The sequence below is a fragment of the Mycolicibacter longobardus genome (assembly GCF_002102265.1).
Lineage (GTDB): Bacteria > Actinomycetota > Actinomycetes > Mycobacteriales > Mycobacteriaceae > Mycobacterium > Mycobacterium longobardum.
Window position 1 is genome coordinate 108978 of sequence record NZ_LQPG01000011.1, and the last position, 19895, is coordinate 128872.

The window sequence follows — 19895 nt, forward strand, 5'->3', positions numbered from 1 at the left end:
TGGCCAACCTGGCCTCAGCAGTCGTAGTACAGCGCGAACTCGTAGGGGTGTGGGCGCAGGTTCACCGGGGCGATCTCGTGGTCGCGCTTGTAGCTGATCCAGTTCTCGATCAGGTCCGTGGTGAACACGCCGCCTTCGGTGAGGTATTCGTGGTCGGCCTCCAGGTTGTCCATCACCTGGGCCAGGGTGCCCGGCGCCTGCGGAATACCGGCGGCCTCGTCCGGGGGCAGCTCGTAGAGGTCCTTGTCGATCGGAGCGGCCGGTTCGATCTTGTTCTTGATGCCATCGATACAGGCCATCAGCATCGCCGCGAACGCCAGGTACGGGTTGCCCGAGGAGTCCGGGCAGCGGAACTCCAGGCGCTTGGCCTTCGGGTTGGTGCCGGTGATGGGGATGCGTACACACGCGGAGCGGTTGCGCTGGCTGTAGACCAGGTTGATCGGAGCCTCATAACCCGGGACCAGTCGCTTGTAGGAGTTGATGGTCGGGTTGGTGAACGCCAGCAGCGACGGCGCGTGGTGCAGGATGCCGCCGATGCAATGCCGCGCCACATCCGACAACCCGGCGTAGCCGGCCTCGTCGTAGAACAGCGGTTCGCCGCCCTTCCACAGTGACAGGTGGACGTGCATGCCCGAACCGTTGTCTCCGAAGAGCGGTTTGGGCATGAAGGTGACGGTCTTGCCGGCCTGCCAGGCGGTGTTCTTGACGATGTATTTGAACAGCATCACGTCATCGGCGGCGTGCAGCAGGGTGTTGAACTTGTAGTTGATCTCGGCCTGCCCACCGCTGCCGACCTCATGGTGACCGCGCTCGATGGTGAAGCCGGCCTTGATCAGGTTGGTGGTCATGGCGTCGCGCAGGTCGACGTACTGATCGTTGGGCGCCACCGGGAAATAGCCGCCCTTGGGACGGGTCTTGTACCCGCGGTTGGGCCGCCCTTGCTCAGCCGGGCCCTCGGTAGGCGAGCCGGTGTTCCACCAGCCCGAGTCCGAGTCGACCTCATAGAAGGTGCTGTTCATCTGCGAGTCGAAGCTCACCGAGTCGAAGATGTAGAACTCGGCTTCGGCACCGAAGTAGGCGGTGTCGGCGATACCGGTACTGGCCAGATAGTTCTCTGCCTTGCGGGCGACGTTGCGCGGATCGCGCGAGTAGGGCTCGCGGGTGAACGGGTCGTGCACGAAGAAGTTCAGGTTCAGGGTCTTGGCAGCCCGGAACGGGTCGATCTGGGCGGTGGAGAGGTCGGGCAGCAGCATCATGTCGGATTCGTGGATGGACTGGAATCCGCGGATCGATGATCCGTCGAACGCCAACCCGTCCTCGAACACGCTCGCGTCGAGGGTGGACGCCGGAATCGACAGATGCTGCATCATGCCCGGCAAGTCGCAGAACCGAATGTCGACATACTCAACGGACTCATCGGCGACGAGCTTGAGAATGTCGTCGGCCGTCTTGTCGGTCACAGAAATGTTCTCCTCCGCTGGTAGACCCGGGTCGAGGCACTGGGGTTGCCGCCGTTGACGTTACGCAACCGCGGCGGGGCCGGTCGGCGGCGGGTCGTAATCCGGCCCGCCTAGGCTAGGGACCATGAGCGGTTCGTTCTCATCGTGGCTGTCCGGGCCGGAGTCGGCCGGACCTCGCCGGCCCGACAGCGCCCCGGGGGAAGGTCTGGGCCTACCCGCCAGCGGGCCCGGTTCGCTGGCCCCGATGGGCCGCCGACTGGGGGGCCTTGCTGTCGATTGGCTGGTGGCCTACGGGCTGGCCGGCCTGGGCGTGGCGCTGGGCGTGGTGACCCCGGAGTACCTGGCGACCGTGGTGCTCGTGATCTGGCTGGTCCTCGGCGTGGCCGCGGTGCGGTTGTTCGGCTTCACGCCGGGTCAGTACGCCTGCGGGCTGCGGGTGATCCCGGTAGACGGCGGCATCGGAGTGGGTATCGGCCGAGCCACGGTGCGTGGGCTGCTGATCGCGCTGGTGGTGCCCGCGCTGTTCGCCGACGCCGACGGTCGTGGTCTGCAGGATCGGGCCACCGCGACCGCCGTGGTGCGCAGCCGCTGAATCCTCTAGCGCCGGCGCACGGCGCGCTGGACGCCGCGCACCTTCGCACCGCCGGGCAACGGGCCCTTCGGCATGGCCGCGGTGCCGGTGCGCGTACCAAGCGCAGCCAGCCGCGATTCCAATGAATCCATCTGCTTGGCGGAGATATTGGCCGGCAGCTTGGTCAAGAACCGCTCCAGCTTGGCCAGCGGCACCTCGCCCTCGCCGGTGCCCACCACCACGTCGTAGATCGGCACGTCACCGACCAGTCGGGCGGTGCGCTTCTTCTCCTGGGCGAGCAGGGGTTTGAGCCGCGAGGGGGAGCCCTCGGCGACGAAGATGATGCCCGGCCGCCCGACGACCCGGTGTACCGCGTCGAGCTGGCCGGTGGCGGCCACCCCGGGGGTCACTCGCCACTTGCCGCGTAGGTTGTCCAGCGCCCACGCCGCCGCACCGGCCTGCCCCTCGGCCTTGCTGTAGACCGATCGCTGAGCGCGGCGGCCGAAGATCACGAACGCCACCAGTGCGCCCAACACCAGGCCGAGCGGAATCGTCGTCACCTTGGCGAACGTGCCGCCGTTGAGCGCCAGCGCCGTCGTCACCCCCGAGACCAGCAGGAAGGCGCCGACCATATACGGCACCAGCCGCTTGTCCTCCTTACGCTGCAGCTGGAAGGCCTGCCACAGCTGGGCTCGGCGCTGCCTGGAGGCGGTCTTGCGGGCGGCTTTCGCCTCCGCCCGGGCGGCCTTGTTCTCGGCGGTGTTGCGCGGTCTGGGCATAGTTACCAAGGATACGCAGCCGGGCTTGCCGTCAGCCGGGGCATCAGCCGCGCGCGGGGGCGGCGCACTGGCCGCGACGCGACCGGTTCTCCAGCGCCTGCCGGTAGAGCCGGCCGGCCCGATACGACGAGCGCACCAGCGGCCCGGACATCACCCCGGCGAAGCCGAGCTCCTCGGCATACCGGGCGTGCTCGACGAACTCCTCGGGCTTGACCCATCGTGCGATCGGGTGGTGCCGTTCGGTGGGGCGCAGGTACTGGGTGATGGTGACCAGTTCGGTGCCGGCGTCGTACATGGCGGAGAGCGCATCACGAATTTCTTCGGGGGTCTCGCCCATGCCCAGGATGAGGTTGCTCTTGGCCACCAACCCGGCGTCGCGGGCCTGGGTCAACACGTTCAGGCTGCGCTCGTAGTTGAAGCCGGGCCGGATCATCTTGAAGATGCGCGGAACGGTTTCGACGTTGTGCGCCAGCACTTCCGGGCGAGAGTCGAACACTTCGCCGAGCAAGTCGGGCCGGCCGCCGAAGTCGGGGATCAGCAGTTCCACACCCGTCTCCGGGTTGAGCGCCTTGATGGCCCGAACCGTTTCGGCGTAGAGCCAGGCTCCCTGATCCGGCAGGTCGTCGCGGGCGACACCGGTGACCGTCGAGTACCGCAACCCCATCGACTGCACGCTCTCGGCCACCCGGCGCGGCTCGTCGCGGTCCAGCTCGGGGGGCTTGCCGGACTTGATCAGGCAGAACGAGCAGTTCCGGGTGCAGACCTCACCGCCGATCAGGAAGGTGGCCTCCCGGTCCTCCCAGCATTCGTAGATGTTGGGACAGCCCGCCTCCTCGCACACCGTGTGCAGCTTTTCCTGCTTCACCAGGACTTTCAGCTCGGTGTAGTTCGGCCCCATGCGGGCGCGGGTCTTGATCCACGACGGTTTGCGTTCGATCGGCGTCTCGGCGTTGCGTGCTTCGGCACGGCTTAATCTACGGCCTTCTCCGACGGCGCTCACGGCGTCGATGTTACGCGCGGCACGGAATGCTCGCGCACCGGCAGCACGCCGTCGAGCGCGTCGACGACCGCGTCGGCCACCGCCTGCCGCACATCGTCGACGCTGGTCAAAACGCCCAACTCCGACGTCAGCGAGGTCACGCCCGCGTCGGTGATCCCGCACGGCACGATCGAGCCGAACGCACTGAGGTCACAATCACAGTTGAGCGCGAACCCGTGCAGGGTGGTGGCGCGGGCCACCCGCACACCGATCGCCGCGATCTTGCGGGCAGGCCGGCCGCCCCCGGCCGGCAGCCATACCCCGGACCTTCCGTCCACACGAATAGTGTTCAGGCCCAGGGTGTTACACACCTCGATGAGTGATTCTTCAAGCCGTCGCACGTAATTCACCACATCCAAGGGCTCGGCGAGACCGATCACCGGATATCCCACCAGCTGGCCGGGACCGTGCCAGGTGATCTTGCCGCCCCGGTCGGTGTCGACCACCGGCGTCCCGTCCAGCGGGCGTTCGTGCGGCTCGGTGCGCCGGCCGGCGGTGTAGACCGCGGGGTGCTCCAACAGCAGCAGCGTGTCGGGGCCGCCGTCCGCCCTGGCCTCGGCCAGATCACGCTGTAACTGCCAGGCGGTGCCGTAGTCGACGGTGCTCAGCTGGCGCACGTCGATCGGCGCGGAGCTGGACCGGATGGACACCATGTTCGCAGGCTACTCGCCGAGCTACAGCGGGGTCGGGCGGGCGGTGGCGTAGGCGAGGGCCTCGCCGATGGTGTTGTGCCGAAACTGGAATCCGGCCTGTTCCAACGCGGCGGGAATGGCCCGCTGGCCGGTGAGGAGGCTGTCGGCGAATTCCCCGAGCCCGGCGCGCACCACGAAGCCGGGCAGCAGCATGGGGGTGGGGCGGTTGACCGCGCGTCCCAACGCGGTGGTGAACTCGGCGTTGGTCACCGGCGCCGGGCCGGTCAGGTTCACCGGGCCGGACAGCGCGTCATCCGAGATCGCGAACAACAGCGCCCGCACCTCGTCCTCCATGCTGATCCACGACATGTACTGCCGGCCGCTGCCCAGCCGGGCGCCGAGCCCCAGGGAGAACAACGGCCGTAACCGTCCCAGGGCACCGCCCGAGGCAGCCAGCACGATACCGGTGCGGGCCAGCACCACCCGGGCTCCGGACGCCTGGGCCGACGCGGTCGCGGCTTCCCAGTCCTGGGCGAGCTGGGCCAGAAATCCGGTTCCCACCGGAGCGGACTCATCGACCGTGCGGTCGCGACTGTCGCCGTAGTAGCCGACCCCGCTGGCGTTGACCAGCACCGGAACCCCGGCATCGGCCACCGCGGCCGACAGCACCTCGGTCGGGGTGATCCGGCTGTCGCGCAGGTTCTGCTTGAACGCCCCGGACCAACGGCGGTCGCCGATGCCGATGCCGCACAGATTGACCACCGCGTCCACCCCGGCCAGGGCGTTGACGTCGATGTCGCCGGCCTCGGGATCCCAGCCCAGCTCGGAGTCGTTGGCAGGGGCGCGGCGCACGATCCGCAGGACCTGATGGTCGGCGGTACGCAGCGCCGACACCAAGGCAGAGCCGATCAATCCCGAGGACCCGGCGATCGCGACCCTGGCCACGCGCAAACCCCCTACAGCCCGAGTTCGGCTTCGAATTCGCCTTCCTCAAGCCGGTTGCGGATCGTGGTGACGAACCTTCCGGCGTCGGCGCCGTCGATCAAACGGTGGTCGTAGGTCAGCGGCAGGTAGCAGATCGAGCGCACCCCGACCGACTCGTTGCCGGCCTCGTCGATGACCACCCGCGGCCGCTTGACGATGGCCCCGGTGCCGAGCATGGCGGCCTGCGGCGGAACCAGGATCGGAGTGTCGAACAGCGCGCCCTGGCTGCCGATATTGGTGATCGTGAAGGTGCCGCCGGACAATTCGTCCGGTTTCAGGCCGCCCGACCGCGCCCTGGCGGCGATGTCGGCGATGGCGCGCGCCAGCCCCGCCAACGACAGGTCGCCGGCGTTGTGGATCACCGGAGACAGCAGACCCTGATCGGTGTCCACCGCGAAGCCGAGGTGTTCGGCGTCGTAGTAGGTGATCTCACCGGCGTCCTCGTTGTAGCTGGCGTTGACGTTCGGATGCGCCTTGAGAGCGTCGATCACCGCGCGGGCGATGAACGGCAGGTAGGTCAGGTTGACGCCCTCGCGTTCGGCGAAGTCCGCTTTGGCTCGGGCCCGCAGCGCCACGATCCTGGTCATGTCGACCTCGTGGGTCTGGGTGAGCTGAGCGGTGGCCTGCAGCGACTCGCGGGTCTTCTTGGCCGTGATCTGCCGGATCCGGTTGGCCTTGGCGGTGGTGCCGCGCAGGTGTGCCAGCGCCGACGCCGGAGCCGCGGCCGCTGCCGGGGCCGGGGCTGCGGTCGGCTGGGCCGCCGGAGCGGCGGGTGCCTTCTGCTTCTCGGCTTGCTTCTCTGCGAAGGCCAGGACGTCCTGCTTGCGGATCCGCCCGCCGACCCCGGTGCCGGTGACCTGGCTCAGGTCGACGTTGTTGTCGGCGGCGAGTTTGCGCACCAGCGGGGTCACGTACGGAGTGGCATCCGCGGCAGGCTGCGCCGGCGCCGCGGGGGCCGGTTCGGGTGCCGGTGCCGCAGGTGCTGGAGCGGGGGCTGCGGGCGCCGGAGCGGCGGCCGGTGGTGCCGGTTCCGGTTTCGCTTCCGGTGCGGGGGCCGGCTCGGCTGCGGGGGCGGCCGGGGCACCCGAACCGATCAAGGCCAGCTCGCCGCCGACCTCGACCGTGGTGTCCTCGCCGGCGATGATCGTCAGCAGGGCCCCCGAGACCGGTGCCGGGATCTCGGTGTCGACCTTGTCGGTGGAGACCTCGACCAGCGGTTCGTCGATCTCAACGGTGTCGCCGACCTGCTTGAGCCAGCGGGTGACGGTGCCCTCGGTGACCCTCTCACCGAGGGCCGGCATCTGAACTGAGAACGCCATCGCAGTTGACTCCTGGTTGATCGGTGGGCCGTCACGGGTTCGCCTACTGGCTTACCACAGCGGCGCGCGGCGGCCCGCGCTCCGGTGTGGGGTCGCCGTAATCCTTTCATTGCGACGACGCGGCCGCCATCCAGGGCCGGTCACCACGCCGACGCTGCATTAGCATCCCGATGATGAGCACCGGGCGATTCGCTGATGCCTGCATCCTGTGGTCCGGTTATGACATCTCCGGGGTGGCCAGCAATTACCAGCACATCGGCGGGATACTCGCCGGCTTCACCTTCGCCTCGATCACGATGGTGTTGGACCGATTCCATCGCAGCCGTATCAGCACCCATCCACCGGACGCGCGCGAGATCGAGTACGAGAAGCTCACGGGGATCGCGCTGGTGAGCGCGTTTCTGGGCCTGCTGTTCGCAAGTTTCCAATACGGGATACTCGCCGGGGAGCGCGGCTGCGCCCTGACCGCAGGACGTGCCGCGTCCGAGGAATTGCTCGGCGACGTGATGTTCGCGGCGTCGATTTACATCCTGATTTACGGGCTTGTCCAGTTGTCGGCGAATTCAGCTGTCAGTCTGGCCAAACACGCCCGATTCATCGTGGTCGTTCTGGTACCGGCCATTGCCGTCAGCTTCGCCGAGATCAAGCTCATGGATCTCGCGATCTCGCTTGGGTCGGAGGAGGAACAGCAGCCGCTGCAGCCGTTGTGGGACCACGCGAACCGATTGGCCGCACCGATCGGACTGACGGTCATGGCCGTCTGCGGTCTGATGTGGTTGCTCGGCGCACAACGACGACGGGCGGAACCGTCTCCGGGCCGGACAGCGCGTGCCGCGCAGACGGCGCTTCCGTATCTGACGATCGCCTTTGTCATCTGCGCGCGGATCCGTTCCGTGGTGGCCTTGCCCACCGTGAACCCGGAAGCGCACATCACTCCCGGCGAAGGCTGGCTCTGGGTCAGCTTGCTCACCGCAGTGGTGCTGGTTCAAAGCATGGCGCTGTCGTTTCAAAAGGGCTCAGAGCATGTCGACGCCGACGACGCCGCCGCGAAGGAGCTGCGGCCCGCCGGACCGGCCTAGCCGTTCGCCGCGATGTCCTCGAGCACCCCGAACATGGTGCGGGTCGGCACTCCGGTGCCGCCCTTGACGGTGTAGCCCCACGGGCTGCCGGTGTTGTAGGCCGGCCCGGCCACGTCGATGTGCGCCCAGGCCACCCCGTCGGCGACGAACTCGCGCAGGAACACCCCGGCGACCAACATGCCGGCGAAGCGTTGCCCGCTGACGTTGGCCAGGTCGGCCACCGTCGACTTCAGGTCCTCTTTGAGCTCGTCGGGCAGCGGCATCGGCCAGCCGTTCTCACCGACCGCCTGCGAGATCGCCGCCACCCGGTCCCGGAACTCGTCTGAGCCCATCACCCCGGGGGTGCGCCCGCCCAGCGCCACCGTCTGCGCGCCGGTCAGCGTCGAGGTCTCGATGAGATAGTCCGGGTTGTCCTCGCAGGCCCGCACGATCGCGTCGGCCAGGATCAGCCGACCCTCGGCGTCGGTGTTGAGCACTTCGACGGTGGTGCCGCCGTACTGCGTGAGGACGTCGCCGGGCCGCTGCGCAGTGGCCGACGGCATGTTCTCGGCCATCGGCACGGTGGCGGTCACATCGATGGGCAGCCCGCGGCGGGCGGCCAGCACCACCGTCGCGATCACCGCGGCGGCCCCGCCCATATCGGAGGTCATGTGGTGCATCGAGGCGGCCGGTTTGATCGAGATGCCTCCGGTGTCGAAGGTGATGCCCTTGCCCACCAGCGCCACCTTCTTGACCGGGGCGTCCGCCGGTTTCGAGGCCAGCCGGGAGCCGTGGTGGATCAACCGCACCAGCCGCGGCGGGCGGGAGGAGCCCTGTCCGACACCGATCACACCGCCGTAGCCGGCGTCGGCCAGGGCGTGCTCATCGAGCACCTCGACCTCCAGGCCCGCGGCCTCGCCCAGCTCGCGGGCTCGGTCGGCGAATTCGGCCGGATACAGGTGGCTCGGCGGGGTGTTGACGAAGTCACGCGCGGTGGCCACCGCCGAGGCGATGTCGGCCCCGCGTGCCGCGCTCGCTTCGGCGCCCGCGGCACCGCTCAGCACGGTGAGGGCCTGCAGCCCCGGCTCTTTCGGGGCGGTCTTGTCGGTACGGAAGGCGGTGAAGCGATAGCTGCCCAGCAGCAGTCCCTCGACACTGGCGGACACGACATCCTCGTCACCCGGGCCGGGCAACCCGCTCAGCGCGCTGATCGCCACGGCCGTGCCGTTCAGGGAGCGTGCCGCCGTGCCCGCGGCGCGCCGGATCACGTCGGCGGGCCAGGAGTCGCGGGCTTTGCCCAAGCCCACGGTCAGCACACTGGCCACCGGCAGCGACGCCACCACCAGCCGGTGTACCTGCTCGCTGCCGCCCTTGGCGCCCAGCGCCCGCAGCCCGGCCTCGATCTCGGCGACCGCCTCGGCGGGCAGGGCGGGCTCGGTCGCGGCGACCGAGGCGCCGGACTCGGAGTCGTCATCGGCGGCAATGACCGGCACGATCAGCACGGCTTCGTCTGCGCCGGAGGGCAGCGAGTCGGCGACGGTGACGGAGGGGGAACGGTGTCCGGGTGCGGTGCTCACAAGCACTCACCCTAACCAGCGGGGTTCGGCTGCAGTTCGTATGCCGGTACGGGCTCGTTGAAACCCTTGAGCGTCAATGGTTCCTGGCGAATGGCCGGCCAGTCGGGCAGGTTGTCGCGGACGCAGGTAGAGGCCAGAACCTGCCTGGGCGCGGCAGCATCCACCAGGCGCGCGGCGAGGTTCACCGGGGTGCCGAAATAGTCGCCGTTGATCGCCAGCACCTCGCCGTAGGCCAGGCCGGCACGCACCTGGAGTCCGGCTGCCTGCGCCTCCGGGTGGTTGACCAGGTCTGCCGCCGCCTTGGCCAGCAGCCTCGGCGTCGAACTCACCCACATCACCGCGTCGCCGATGAACTTGACCACCCGCCCGCCGTCGGCGTGCACCACGTCGGCGACTTCGCCGCCGAATTCGGTGAGCAGGGTGGCCAGCTCGGTGGAGGTCAGCACCTGGGTCAGCGCGGTGAAACCGGTCAGGTCGGCAAACCCGACACCGCACACCGTGCTGGCCGACGGGCCGTCGGTCAGCGCCTCGAGGAAGGTTCGGGCGCCGACCTGGTGCTGGCGGTGCACGGCGTCGATCATCGCGCCCAGCCGTGGGATGAACTCCGCGACCGATCGCCAGGCCTGGGCGGTGCGGAGTTCGTCGTGGGTGTGGCCCAGCCACATATTGGGCTGGCTGATCCGGATCATCGACGACTCGGCCTCGGCCAGCCGCGCCATCGCCGCCCCCAGCACCCGCAGGAAGCCGTCAACGGGCTCCCCGAGAGTCGACCGCATCTCGGCCCAGGTGGCCAGCCCGTCGACGTCGGCTTGACTCAGCGCAGGGGCGTCTGGATCCGGGACATTCAACCCGAGCATCGCCCAGGCACGGGCGACGTCGTCGAGCGGCAAGCCCAACGCCTCGGCGGTGGTCCGCAACGTGTAGTCCGGCGGACCCGAGCGCCCCACGACGTCGCCGGCCAGGCCGAACAGCCGACCCTGCCGCTCGGCGTCGGCCATCTCCTCGACGGTGAAGCCCAATCCGGCGAGGTACTCGATCAGTCCGGCGCGGCTCCGGACGTCGGCGATTCCGGCAGCTTCGAGCGCGTCCCAATCAACCACCCATACCAGTGTGCCGATTAGGCTGGCTCGTCGTGAGCGAACTGCAACACGGACCCTTGGAAGATCGCCATCGTGCGCTGGGCGCCAGCTTTGCCGAGTTCGGTGGCTGGCTGATGCCGGTGTCCTACGCCGGGACCGTCGCCGAGCACAACGCCACTCGCAGCACCGCGGGTCTGTTCGATGTCAGCCATCTGGGCAAGGCGACCGTACGCGGCCCGGGCGCAGCGGCCTTCGTCAACGCGACGCTCACCAACGACCTGGGCAGGATCGGTCCGGGCCAAGCGCAATACACGTTGTGCTGCAACGAATCCGGGGGCGTCATCGACGACCTGATCGCCTACTACGTGGCCGATGACGAGATCTTTCTGGTGCCCAACGCCGCCAACACTGCGGCGGTCGTGGTCGCTCTGCAGGCGGTGGCGCCGGCCGGGGTGACCATCACCGACGAACATCGCTCGCGTGCGGTGCTGGCGGTGCAGGGACCGCGATCGACCGAGGTGCTGACCGCCCTGGGTCTGCCGACCGAGATGGACTACATGGCGTTTGCCGACGCCGGTTACGCCGATGTTCCGGTACGGGTGTGCCGCAGCGGCTACACCGGTGAACACGGCTACGAGCTGTTGCCGGAATGGGAGTCGGCTCCGGTGGTGTTCGACGCTCTGGCGGCGGCGGTGCAGCAGGTCGGGGGCGAGCTGGCCGGCCTGGGCGCGCGGGACACGCTGCGCACCGAGATGGGCTACGCACTGCACGGTCACGAGCTGTCGCCGGAGATATCGCCGCTGCAGGCTCGCTGCGGTTGGGCGATCGGCTGGAAGAAGGAGTCGTTCCTCGGCCGCGATGCGCTACTGGCCGAAAAGGCGGCCGGTCCGGCGCGGCTGCTGCGCGGGTTGCGCGCGACCGGCCGGGGTGTGCTGCGGGCCGATTTGGCGGTACTCGACGGAGATCGCCGGATCGGGGTCACCACGTCCGGCACCTTCTCGCCGACCCTCAAGGTCGGCATCGCACTGGCGCTGATCGACGCGGACGCCGGCATCGATGACGGCGCGCGGGTCACCGTCGACGTGCGCGGGCGTGCGGTCGAGTGCGAGGTGGTGACGCCGCCGTTCGTGACGGCAAAAACCCGGTAGCGCACCGGTTATACAATCGCTGCATGACAAGCCGCGTCCTCGATTTCCACCTGTCGGCCACAGCGAATCCGACTCCTGACGAGGTGCGCGAATCCATCTTGGCTGAGCCGGGTTTCGGCAAGTACCACACCGATCACATGGTGTCGATCGACTACACGGTCGAATCCGGTTGGCACAACGCGCGGGTCATGCCCTACGGGCCCATCGAACTGGACCCGTCGGCGATCGTCCTGCACTATGCGCAGGAGATCTTCGAGGGGCTGAAGGCCTACCGCTGGACCGACGGCGCGATCGTCTCGTTCCGGCCGGAGGCCAACGCGGCCCGGATGCGCGCATCCGCGCGCCGGCTGGCGATCCCGGAGCTCCCCGACGACCTGTTCATCGAGTCACTGCGGCAGCTGATCGCAGTGGACAACGCCTGGGTGCCCGCGCCGGGTGGGGAGGAGTCGCTGTACCTGCGCCCCTTCATCTTCGCCACCGAGCCGGGGCTGGGGGTGCGCCCGGCCAACGAGTACCGCTACCTGGTGCTGGGGTCGCCCGCCGGGGCGTACTTCAAGGGCGGTATCAAACCGGTGAGCGTCTGGCTGTCGACCGAGTACGTGCGGGCCTGCCCGGGCGGCACCGGCGCCGCCAAGTTCGGCGGCAACTACGCCGCGTCGCTGGTCGCCCAGGCGCAGGCCGCTGACAACGGCTGCGACCAGGTGGTGTGGCTGGATGCGGCCGAGCGGCGCTACGTCGAAGAGATGGGCGGTATGAACCTGTTCTTCGTGTTCGGCACCGGCGGGTCCGCGCGCCTGGTCACTCCAGAGCTGTCCGGTTCACTGCTGCCCGGTATCACGCGGGATTCGTTGCTGCAGTTGGCAACTGATGCCGGGTTCACCGTCGAAGAACGCAAGATCGATGTCGGGGAATGGCAGAAGAAGGCACTCGCCGGCGAGATCACCGAGGTCTTCGCCTGCGGCACCGCCGCCGTCATCACCCCGGTGTCACAGGTCAAATCCGCAGACGGAGAGTTCACCATCGCCGACGGCCAACCCGGCGAGGTCACCATGGCGCTGCGCGACACCTTGACCGGAATCCAGCGCGGCACCTTCGCCGATACCCACGGGTGGATGGCCCGGCTGGACTGAGCGCGGTCACTCGACCGGGGCGGGTGTCCCGGGGGTGCCGTCGGCGCCGGCAGCGCCCCAGGTCGGCAGACCTTCTCCGCCGCCACCGCCGGTTCCGGCGGCACCACCAACGGCACCGCCGGTGCCGTTTCCGCCATCCCCGCCGCGGCCGCCGTCGCCGCCAACGGCGCCGAGGCCGCCGGCTGCGCCGTACCCGCCGTTGCCGGCCCTATTGCCCACGCCGTAGCTGTCGCCGCCGTCCCCGCCGCGCCCGCCGTCGCCGCCGTGGCCCAGGTTGTCGGCTGCCGTGGGCCCGAGCAACCGCGTGCCCCAACCGCCAAGGCCACCCGGGCCGCCGTCGCCGCCGTTGCCTGATGTGGTGCCGCCGTTGCCGCCGCGCCCGCCGTCGCCGCCGTCGCCGCCGTCGCCGGACAACACGAAGAGTCCGCGCCCGTAGGCGCCGCCGACCCCGGCGTAGCCGCCCCAACCGCCGGCCCCGCCGTCACCAATGGCGCCTGCATCGGCGCCGTCGGCGCCGCGCCCGCCGTCGCCGCCGTTGCCGCCCTTGCCGAACAGCAGCCCCGGTCCATGGCCGCCGTACCCACCAAGCCCGCCGTCGTTTCCCATCCCGTTTGTGCCACCGGCCCCGCCCGATCCGCCGGTGCCGCCCACGCCCATCAGCCATCCACCGTTCCCGCCGGTGCCGCCGCTTGACCCGCCGCCGCCCCCGTCGCCGCCGTTGCCGATCATTCCGGCGTCGCCGCCACGGGCACCGAACTGACCATTGTCATAGGTGTATCCATTGCCGCCGTCGCCGAACAACAGCCCGCCATGACCGCCTTGCGGATTCGACCAGGTGCCGTCCGCACCATTGCCGATCAGCAGCTGTCCGCCACCGAACGTGTCGTTGATCCAGGTGCTGGTGGCGATGCCGAACGGGGTGGCCAGCCAGGCCTGGCCGGCGTCGTGTATCGGGGTATAGATCCAGGTGTCGAACAACTGGGCCATGGTGGGGTCAGTGGCCGCGGCTGCCGGCAACAGCGCACCGGGGTCACCGAAACCAGCCAGGACGGACTCCCAGCTACCGCTGTCCAGGGCTTCGGCGGCCGGGTCTGGGGCCAGCCATGCCCAGCTCGCCGGATCGAACAGATCGAGGATCCAGTCGGCTAGCGGGTCGGCCTGGGCCGGTGCTCCGGCCAGCGGGCTCATCCCAAGTGCCAGGAACGTACTTGCCGCGCTACCCAGGCCGATTCGGCGGCCGCGGCGGATGACCGCTGGGGCGTGGCGATGGGTGTGACGGCGATCGGTACTGCGCCAATGACCAGACATGATCCGCCCCTCAAGAGAATCTAATTATCCGATAAGCGCCGATGCTAGGGCCGCTGAGAAGGAGGGGCTGCAGTAGTCGACTACTGCACTTTCGGGGCTGGGACAGCGGCCGCGGAGCGCTGCCTACTCTCAACCGGCGAGGTCATCGCGGTGCGCGCCACTTTCACCGGAATCCAGCGCGGCGCCTTCCCCGACCCCACGGGTCGATGGCCCTGGCTCGGCTGGACGGCGCGGCCGTTCAGCTCGCGGGGTCCGATGGGAGGCCGGATTCCTCGTCGTCCGGTGGCCAGATTTCGGCCTCTTCGGCGTCCGGGTAGTCGGCGGGATCGCCGGCCCCATCGGACCTGGCCTTGCGTGATTCGCGACTCCGCTTGCTGAACTTGTTGTGGCGCGCCATTCGTAGATCCCCTCCCGCCGGACCGGATGTTAATACCGAGTCCGTTTCTACAAATCTACCCTGTAGGTAAGAGACAGGCGGGAGAAATGTCTGTAAGTCCTGAGAAAAATGTTGGATTTTGTCCAGGGGGTCAGAGCGCGGCGAGCGAGACCGCGACCACCGCCGTCGTCCACTCGACGGCAGCGCCCAGCACATCACCGGTGACACCGCCCAGGCGGCGCACGCAGTGTCCGACGAGCACGGCCACGCAGACCAGGGCCAGCGCCACGGCGACCGGACCGTGCCATGGCGGCGAACCGGACGCTGTCGCTCCGGCGGCCAGTACCAGCACCCAGGCCGCCGCGACCGACGGTGGCTGACTGCCCGCCACCGTGGCACCCAGCGTGCTGCCCGCCGCGGCGGGCACCGATCGCAAGCAGGCCAGCACGGCGGCGACCCGGCCCGCGCAGACCGCGACCACGATCTGCCCGGCAGTCAGCATCGGAAACGTCAACGCCTGCAGGCCGATCACCAGCACCACCGCGACCACCCCGAACGGACCGGTGGATCCGTCGCGCATCACCTGCAGCGCCTGTGGGGCAGGCCGATAGCAGCCCAGCCCGTCGGCGGTGTCGGCTACGCCGTCGATGTGCAGTCCGCGAGTCGCGGCCAGCAGCGCCGCCACGGCGAGCAGGCCCGTCACCGGGCTGCCCGGGCCGAAGGCCAGACCGCCGGCCCAGACCACCGCCGCGGCCAGCGCGCCGAGAGCGGCCCCAACCACGGGCAGCGCCGTGAGTGCCCCGCGGCCCGGCGGGCGGGCAGCCCCCGCGGGAAGTCGCACGGCGGTACCGAATGCGACCGCGTCGGCCAGCGACCGGATCACCTGCCGGCCCCGCCGTCCGGTCCCGACACGCCGGCCTCGTCGAAAGTGGACATCGATGCCAATGCGGCCACGGCCGCCTGCAGCACCGGCAGCGCCACCGCCGCGCCGCTGCCTTCGCCGAGTCGCATCCGCAGATCGAGGATCGGCTCCAGGCCCAGCGCCGCGCAGGCCAGCGCGTGTGCCGGTTCGGGGGAGCGATGCCCGGCCTGCCACCAGGCCCGTGCTCCGGGTGCCAGCCGCTCGGCCACCAGAGCGGCGGCCGTCGACGCCAGGCCGTCCAACAGCACCGGGGTCCGCCGCACCGCGGCCTGGGCGCAGAAGCCGGCCAGCGCCGCCAAGTCGGCACCTCCGCAGCAACGCAGCAGCCCCAGCGGATCGGTGTGCTGCGTCCGGGACCGGAATAGGGCGTCGCGCACCACCGCGGTCTTGCGGGCCCAGCCGGCGTCGTCGATCCCCGTCCCGTGGCCGACCGCCTCGGCTGGTTCGGCACCGGTCAGGGCAGCGACCAAAGTTGTTGCCACAGTGGTATTTCCAATTCCCATGTCGCCTGGGATGAGCAGGTCCGCTCCAGTGTCCACCTCATGGTCGGCGATTCGGCGGCCCGCCTCGACGGCGGCGATGGTCTCCTCGGCGCTCAGGGCGTCTTCGGTTGCGATGTCGCCGCTGCCGCAGCGCACCTTGTACGCGCTGATCGCCCCTTGCGTGGCCGCTCCGTTCACCGCCATGTCCACCACTCGCACACCCGCCCCGGCGACCGTGGCCAGCGCATTGATGGCCGCCCCGCCGCGGTCGATGTTGGCCACCATCTGCGCGGTCACCTCGGCGGGGTAGGCGGACACCCGCTCGCGGGTGACGCCATGGTCGCCGGCGAACACCACAACCCGGACTCGCTCGAATTGCCTTGGTGGGCAAAGGCCTTGACAAGCGGCCACCCAGACCGACAGGTCCTCCAGGCGGCCCAGCGAGCCCGGCGGCTTGGTCAGCAGGATCTGCCGCGCACGGGCGGCAGCCGCCACCGCGGCATCAGGCGGGCTGATCGGCGCGAAATCTGGGAAGTCCAAGGCTGTCGGCCCCCGAGCCGAACTCAGTCGAGGCGTTCGCCGCGCCGCACCTGCGGGCGCGGTGCCCGCATCCGGCGGAGCGTTGATGCCCGGCTGGCGGCGTACAGCCCCAACTTCCACCGGGACTCGACGTTGTCGGGATACTTGGTGTCGACCCGTCGGCCTACCTTGCGGGCCAGCAGGACCCCGTCGACGGCCATCAAGATCATCAGCAGCATCATCGCCGGTGAGATGTAGAGCTGGATCTGGGGGAGCGCCATCATGATGAACATCAGCCCCAGAGCCACCGGCATGAAGAGGCCGAGCAGGTTGTAGCGGGCGTCCACGATGTCGCGGGCATACCGGCGCACCGGGCCGCGGTCGCGCTCCAGCAGCGCCGACTCGTCGCCGGCCAGCATCCGCTCCCGGCGCTGGGCCATCCGCTCGCGACGCTGCGCCTTCGCGGCTCGACGTTCCTCCTTGCTGAGCTTCGGCCCGGCCAGGGACTTGCGCCTGGCTCGGGCCTCCGCAGAGGTCATCGGAGCCGGCGTCACGGGGCCACGACGCTTGGTGGCCGCGCTGCGCTTGGGCGTGGGCCTCCCCTTGGGGGCGGTGACGCGGGCAGGTGCGGCTTCCCCGGAACCGTCGACGTCGACGGCGGCAGTCACGGACTCAGGGGTCTTGGCGGACCGGGTCTCGTCGTGTCGGCGTCCGGGCAACTTCACGCCCGCAAGATTACTTGCCCGGCCCGCCCGGGCTGCGCCGCCGTCCGTCCGGCTCTATACCCTGCCGATATGGCTCACGACCCGGGTACTGGCTCCGGATCGCGGGTGCTTCGGGTCCTGATCGCGCCGGACTGCTACGGCGAGAGTCTGACCGCGGTGCAGGCTGCCGCTGCGATCTCGACCGGATGGCATCGCAGCCGGCCCCACGATCGGCTGGCGATCGCGCCGCAGTCCGACGGTGGCCCGGGTTTCGTCGCGGTGCTGGCCGAGCGGCTGGGCACGGTGCAGCGGTCGCGGGTCAGCGGTCCACTGGAGCAGCCGGTCGACGCGGACTGGCTCTGGGACGACGCATCGAAGACGGCGTACCTGGAGTGCGCCCAGGCCTGCGGGTTGGCGCTGCTCGGCGGCCCACCATCGCCGCGGACGGCACTGGCGGCTCACAGCAGGGGGGTGGGACAGCTCGTCGACGCGGCGCTGGCGGCCGGGGCGGAACGGATCGTCGTCGGACTCGGTGGCAGTGCGTGCACCGACGGTGGCCGCGGCATGGTCGACGAGCTGGGCGGGCTGGCGGTCGGGCGCCGACGGCTCGCCGACGTCGAACTGACCGCTGCTTGCGATGTCGAATATCCGCTGCTGGGTCCGTGGGGCGCAGCACGGGTGTTCGGGCCGCAGAAGGGCGCCGATGCCGCCACGGTGGCGGTGCTCGAGAGCCGCCTGGCCGCCTGGGCGACCGAGTTGGACGCCGCCGCCGGGTGGGAAGTGAGCGCCGCCTCGGGTGCCGGTGCGGCCGGGGGGATCGGCGCGGCACTGCTGGCGCTGGGCGGCGTGGTCGAATCCGGGGCCCAGATCGTTGCCCGTCACACGGATCTGGAGGCCGCACTGGCCGCCGCCGATGTCCTGATCACCGGCGAGGGCCGGTTCGACGAGCAGTCATTGCACGGAAAGGTGGTCGGTTCGCTGGCGTCGGCGGCACGTGCCCGGGAGCTCCCGTTGCTGGTGTTGGCAGGCCAGATCGGCCTCGACGAACCGGCGCTGAGGTCGGCCGGCGTGTTGGCCGCCCGGGCGATCGCCGACCACGCCGGCTCGGTGGGATTGGCCCTGATCGACGCCGCCAACCAGCTGATCGACCTCACGGCCGTCCTGGCGGCACAGGTCGGTGCCAGCCCGGTGGATCCACCCCGTCCGGCGGGTCAGTAGGAGTGGGAACCCGTTGACGCAGGGTATCGTTGTTCCGGTGGGCCTCCGCACGTCGGAAGACGCCTCGGAGTCGAGGCGGGCTCACCCCCGTGATCAACCGCAATAGGGAGACGCAATGACTGTTCAGGATCAGTCGGCCACCGAGTCTCACGGCGTGGTCTTGACAGATGAGGCCGCAGCAAAGGTGAAGGCGCTGCTCGAGCAAGAAGGCCGTGACGACCTGACCCTGCGTATCTCGGTCCAGCCGGGCGGCTGCGCCGGCCTGCGCTACAACCTGTTCTTCGACGACCGCACCCTCGACGGGGACGTGATCGCGGAGTTCAACGGGGTGAAGCTGGCTGTCGACCGAATGAGCGCGCCGTACCTGCAGGGTGCCGAGATCGGCTATGCCGACCAGATCGACAAGCAGGGCTTCACCATCGAGAACCCCAACGCCGGCGGCTCGTGCTCGTGCGGCGACTCGTTCAACTGAGCACCTAGTACCACCTGATTCCCGGTGGGCTTGGCGCTGCCCGGCGGCGGACCGGTGGCACCGGACCGCTACCGTGGGTACCCACATCCAGGCCCATGGTGAAGATATGAGGGGGACAGTTCAGTGACGATTGCGGTGACCGGCTCGATCGCGACCGACCATTTGATGCGTTTTCCCGGTCGGTTCTCCGAACAGCTGCTGGCCGATCACCTGCAGAAGGTCTCGCTGAGCTTCCTGGTCGACGACCTGGTGGTGCACCGCGGCGGAGTGGCGGGCAACATCGCCTACGCGATCGGTGTGCTCGGTGGTGACGCCGCCCTGATCGGTGCGGCCGGCGCCGACTTCGCCGACTACCGGCAGTGGCTGGTCTCGCACGGGGTCAACTGCGACCATGTGCTGACCTCGACGACGGCTCACACCGCCCGGTTCGTCTGCACCACCGACCAGGACATGGCCCAGATCGCGTCGTTCTACCCGGGCGCGATGTCGGAGGCCCGCAACATCTCGCTGGCCAAGCTCGTCGAGGCCGTCGGAAAGCCGGAACTGGTGATCATCGGGGCCAACGACCCCGAGGCGATGTTCCTGCACACCGAGGAGTGCCGCAAGCTCGGTCTGGCGTTCGCCGCCGACCCGTCCCAGCAGCTGGCCCGGCTGACCGGCGAAGAGACCCGCAGGCTCATCGACGGCGCGACCTACCTGTTCACCAACGACTACGAGTGGGACCTGCTGCTGTCCAAGACCGGCTGGACCGAAGACGACGTCATGAAGCAGGTCGGGCTGAGAGTGACGACCTTGGGCGCCAACGGCGTCGACATCGTCAACCCGGACGGCTCGAGCATCCACGTCGGCGTGGTCCCGGAGAAGTCTCAGACCGACCCGACCGGGGTCGGTGACGCCTTCCGCGCCGGTTTCCTCACCGGTCGCAGCGCCGGGCTGGGCCTGGAGCGGTCCGCGCAGCTCGGTTCGCTGGTGGCGGTGCTGGTGCTGGAGTCCACCGGAACCCAGGAGTGGACCTGGGACCGCGACTCCGCGGCGAGCCGGCTGGCCGACGCCTACGGCGACGCCGCGGCCGCCGAGATCAGCGCCGCGCTCAGGTAATGGTGAGTGATTGCGTCGAG

General features: G+C 69.6%; 20 protein-coding genes. 7 read left to right on the top strand and 13 right to left on the bottom strand.

Features of this window, described 5'->3' with window-relative positions; all coding sequences use genetic code 11:
• Window positions 1-14: 14 nt before the first annotated feature.
• Complete coding sequence (glnA, locus tag AWC16_RS06640) at window positions 15-1460, bottom strand: type I glutamate--ammonia ligase (RefSeq protein WP_085263993.1); 1446 nt, start codon at window positions 1458-1460, stop codon at window positions 15-17.
• Between the two features lie 124 nt (window positions 1461-1584).
• Between glnA and AWC16_RS06645 the strand changes: the two genes are divergently transcribed.
• The gene (locus tag AWC16_RS06645) at window positions 1585-2052 is read left to right on the top strand and encodes an RDD family protein (protein WP_085263994.1); all 468 of its coding nucleotides are present in this window, start codon (window positions 1585-1587) and stop codon (window positions 2050-2052) included.
• 5 nt (window positions 2053-2057) lie between these two features.
• Here the strand turns inward: AWC16_RS06645 and AWC16_RS06650 are convergent, their stop codons facing one another.
• Genes AWC16_RS06650 through sucB form a run of 5 tightly spaced genes read right to left on the bottom strand, consistent with a single transcriptional unit; the run spans window position 2058 to window position 6805 of the window.
• Entirely contained in the window at window positions 2058-2810 is a 753-nt protein-coding gene (locus tag AWC16_RS06650; RefSeq protein WP_085263995.1) for a DUF4191 domain-containing protein, read from the bottom strand.
• A 43-nt stretch (window positions 2811-2853) separates the two neighbouring features.
• Window positions 2854-3810 carry a lipoyl synthase gene (locus tag AWC16_RS06655; protein ID WP_085263996.1) on the bottom strand — a complete coding sequence of 319 codons (957 nt, stop codon included), beginning with the start codon at window positions 3808-3810 and terminating at the stop codon, window positions 2854-2856.
• Window positions 3807-4502 (bottom strand): lipoyl(octanoyl) transferase LipB, encoded by a 696-nt coding sequence (gene lipB, locus AWC16_RS06660; protein ID WP_085263997.1) that lies wholly within the window; start codon window positions 4500-4502, stop codon window positions 3807-3809. Before lipB ends, AWC16_RS06655 begins: the two co-directional genes overlap by 4 nt.
• Window positions 4503-4523: 21 nt before the next feature.
• Window positions 4524-5426: a TIGR01777 family oxidoreductase gene (locus AWC16_RS06665; RefSeq protein ID WP_409370684.1), complete on the bottom strand. Its 903-nt coding sequence runs from the start codon at window positions 5424-5426 to the stop codon at window positions 4524-4526.
• 11 nt (window positions 5427-5437) lie between these two features.
• A complete protein-coding gene (gene sucB / locus AWC16_RS06670; RefSeq protein ID WP_272937808.1) occupies window positions 5438-6805 on the bottom strand; it encodes a 2-oxoglutarate dehydrogenase, E2 component, dihydrolipoamide succinyltransferase in 1368 nt (455 codons plus the stop codon).
• A gap of 152 nt (window positions 6806-6957) precedes the next feature.
• On the opposite strand from sucB, the gene AWC16_RS06675 reads away from it, so the two are divergent.
• Window positions 6958-7863, top strand: coding sequence for a hypothetical protein (locus tag AWC16_RS06675; protein WP_234812152.1), 906 nt, complete (start codon window positions 6958-6960; stop codon window positions 7861-7863).
• Here the strand turns inward: AWC16_RS06675 and AWC16_RS06680 are convergent.
• Window positions 7860-9419 carry a leucyl aminopeptidase gene (locus AWC16_RS06680; RefSeq protein WP_085264000.1) on the bottom strand — a complete coding sequence of 520 codons (1560 nt, stop codon included), beginning with the start codon at window positions 9417-9419 and terminating at the stop codon, window positions 7860-7862. The genes AWC16_RS06675 and AWC16_RS06680 overlap by 4 nt on opposite strands.
• An 11-nt stretch (window positions 9420-9430) precedes the next feature.
• Complete coding sequence (locus tag AWC16_RS06685; RefSeq protein ID WP_085264001.1) at window positions 9431-10519, bottom strand: adenylate/guanylate cyclase domain-containing protein; 1089 nt, start codon at window positions 10517-10519, stop codon at window positions 9431-9433.
• 32 nt (window positions 10520-10551) lie between these two features.
• On the opposite strand from AWC16_RS06685, the gene gcvT reads away from it, so the two are divergent.
• Together gcvT and AWC16_RS06695 are read left to right on the top strand one after the other, a co-directional pair.
• Window positions 10552-11646: a glycine cleavage system aminomethyltransferase GcvT gene (gene gcvT / locus AWC16_RS06690; RefSeq protein WP_085264002.1), complete on the top strand. Its 1095-nt coding sequence runs from the start codon at window positions 10552-10554 to the stop codon at window positions 11644-11646.
• Window positions 11647-11669: 23 nt separating this feature from the next.
• A complete protein-coding gene (locus AWC16_RS06695; RefSeq protein ID WP_085264003.1) occupies window positions 11670-12776 on the top strand; it encodes a branched-chain amino acid aminotransferase in 1107 nt (368 codons plus the stop codon).
• A 6-nt stretch (window positions 12777-12782) separates the two neighbouring features.
• Here the strand turns inward: AWC16_RS06695 and AWC16_RS25515 are convergent, their stop codons facing one another.
• The 5 genes from AWC16_RS25515 to AWC16_RS06715 all read right to left on the bottom strand — a co-directional run bounded on the left by AWC16_RS25515 (window position 12783) and on the right by AWC16_RS06715 (window position 17051).
• The gene (locus tag AWC16_RS25515) at window positions 12783-14084 is read right to left on the bottom strand and encodes a PGRS repeat-containing protein (RefSeq protein WP_165759177.1); all 1302 of its coding nucleotides are present in this window, start codon (window positions 14082-14084) and stop codon (window positions 12783-12785) included.
• Window positions 14085-14322: 238 nt separating this feature from the next.
• Window positions 14323-14481: a hypothetical protein gene (locus tag AWC16_RS24260; RefSeq protein ID WP_165759178.1), complete on the bottom strand. Its 159-nt coding sequence runs from the start codon at window positions 14479-14481 to the stop codon at window positions 14323-14325.
• A gap of 130 nt (window positions 14482-14611) precedes the next feature.
• Window positions 14612-15343, bottom strand: coding sequence for an adenosylcobinamide-GDP ribazoletransferase (locus AWC16_RS06705; RefSeq protein WP_085264004.1), 732 nt, complete (start codon window positions 15341-15343; stop codon window positions 14612-14614).
• Window positions 15340-16404 (bottom strand): nicotinate-nucleotide--dimethylbenzimidazole phosphoribosyltransferase, encoded by a 1065-nt coding sequence (cobT, locus tag AWC16_RS06710; protein ID WP_085264005.1) that lies wholly within the window; start codon window positions 16402-16404, stop codon window positions 15340-15342. Before cobT ends, AWC16_RS06705 begins: the two co-directional genes overlap by 4 nt.
• Window positions 16405-16427: 23 nt before the next feature.
• Entirely contained in the window at window positions 16428-17051 is a 624-nt protein-coding gene (locus AWC16_RS06715; RefSeq protein ID WP_234812168.1) for a DUF3043 domain-containing protein, read from the bottom strand.
• Window positions 17052-17177: 126 nt separating this feature from the next.
• On the opposite strand from AWC16_RS06715, the gene AWC16_RS06720 reads away from it, so the two are divergent.
• The 3 genes from AWC16_RS06720 (at window position 17178) to AWC16_RS06730 (ending at window position 19875) form a co-directional block, all read left to right on the top strand.
• Window positions 17178-18305 (top strand): glycerate kinase family protein, encoded by a 1128-nt coding sequence (locus AWC16_RS06720; protein ID WP_085264007.1) that lies wholly within the window; start codon window positions 17178-17180, stop codon window positions 18303-18305.
• Between the two features lie 115 nt (window positions 18306-18420).
• Window positions 18421-18777 (top strand): HesB/IscA family protein, encoded by a 357-nt coding sequence (locus tag AWC16_RS06725; RefSeq protein WP_085264008.1) that lies wholly within the window; start codon window positions 18421-18423, stop codon window positions 18775-18777.
• Between the two features lie 123 nt (window positions 18778-18900).
• Window positions 18901-19875, top strand: a complete 975-nt coding sequence (locus AWC16_RS06730) for a carbohydrate kinase family protein (protein ID WP_085264009.1) — start codon at window positions 18901-18903, stop codon at window positions 19873-19875.
• Window positions 19876-19895 lie beyond the last annotated feature (20 nt).

Coding starts and splice junctions, on each gene's coding strand:
- AWC16_RS06645 (WP_085263994.1), top strand. CDS start 1,585: ATGAGCGGTTCGTTCTCATCGTGGCTGTCCGGGCCGGAGTCGGCCGGA.
- AWC16_RS06650 (WP_085263995.1), bottom strand. CDS start 2,810: ATGCCCAGACCGCGCAACACCGCCGAGAACAAGGCCGCCCGGGCGGAG.
- lipB (WP_085263997.1), bottom strand. CDS start 4,502: ATGGTGTCCATCCGGTCCAGCTCCGCGCCGATCGACGTGCGCCAGCTG.
- AWC16_RS06675 (WP_234812152.1), top strand. CDS start 6,958: ATGAGCACCGGGCGATTCGCTGATGCCTGCATCCTGTGGTCCGGTTAT.
- AWC16_RS06695 (WP_085264003.1), top strand. CDS start 11,670: ATGACAAGCCGCGTCCTCGATTTCCACCTGTCGGCCACAGCGAATCCG.
- AWC16_RS25515 (WP_165759177.1), bottom strand. CDS start 14,084: ATGTCTGGTCATTGGCGCAGTACCGATCGCCGTCACACCCATCGCCAC.
- AWC16_RS24260 (WP_165759178.1), bottom strand. CDS start 14,481: ATGGCGCGCCACAACAAGTTCAGCAAGCGGAGTCGCGAATCACGCAAG.
- AWC16_RS06720 (WP_085264007.1), top strand. CDS start 17,178: ATGGCTCACGACCCGGGTACTGGCTCCGGATCGCGGGTGCTTCGGGTC.
- AWC16_RS06725 (WP_085264008.1), top strand. CDS start 18,421: ATGACTGTTCAGGATCAGTCGGCCACCGAGTCTCACGGCGTGGTCTTG.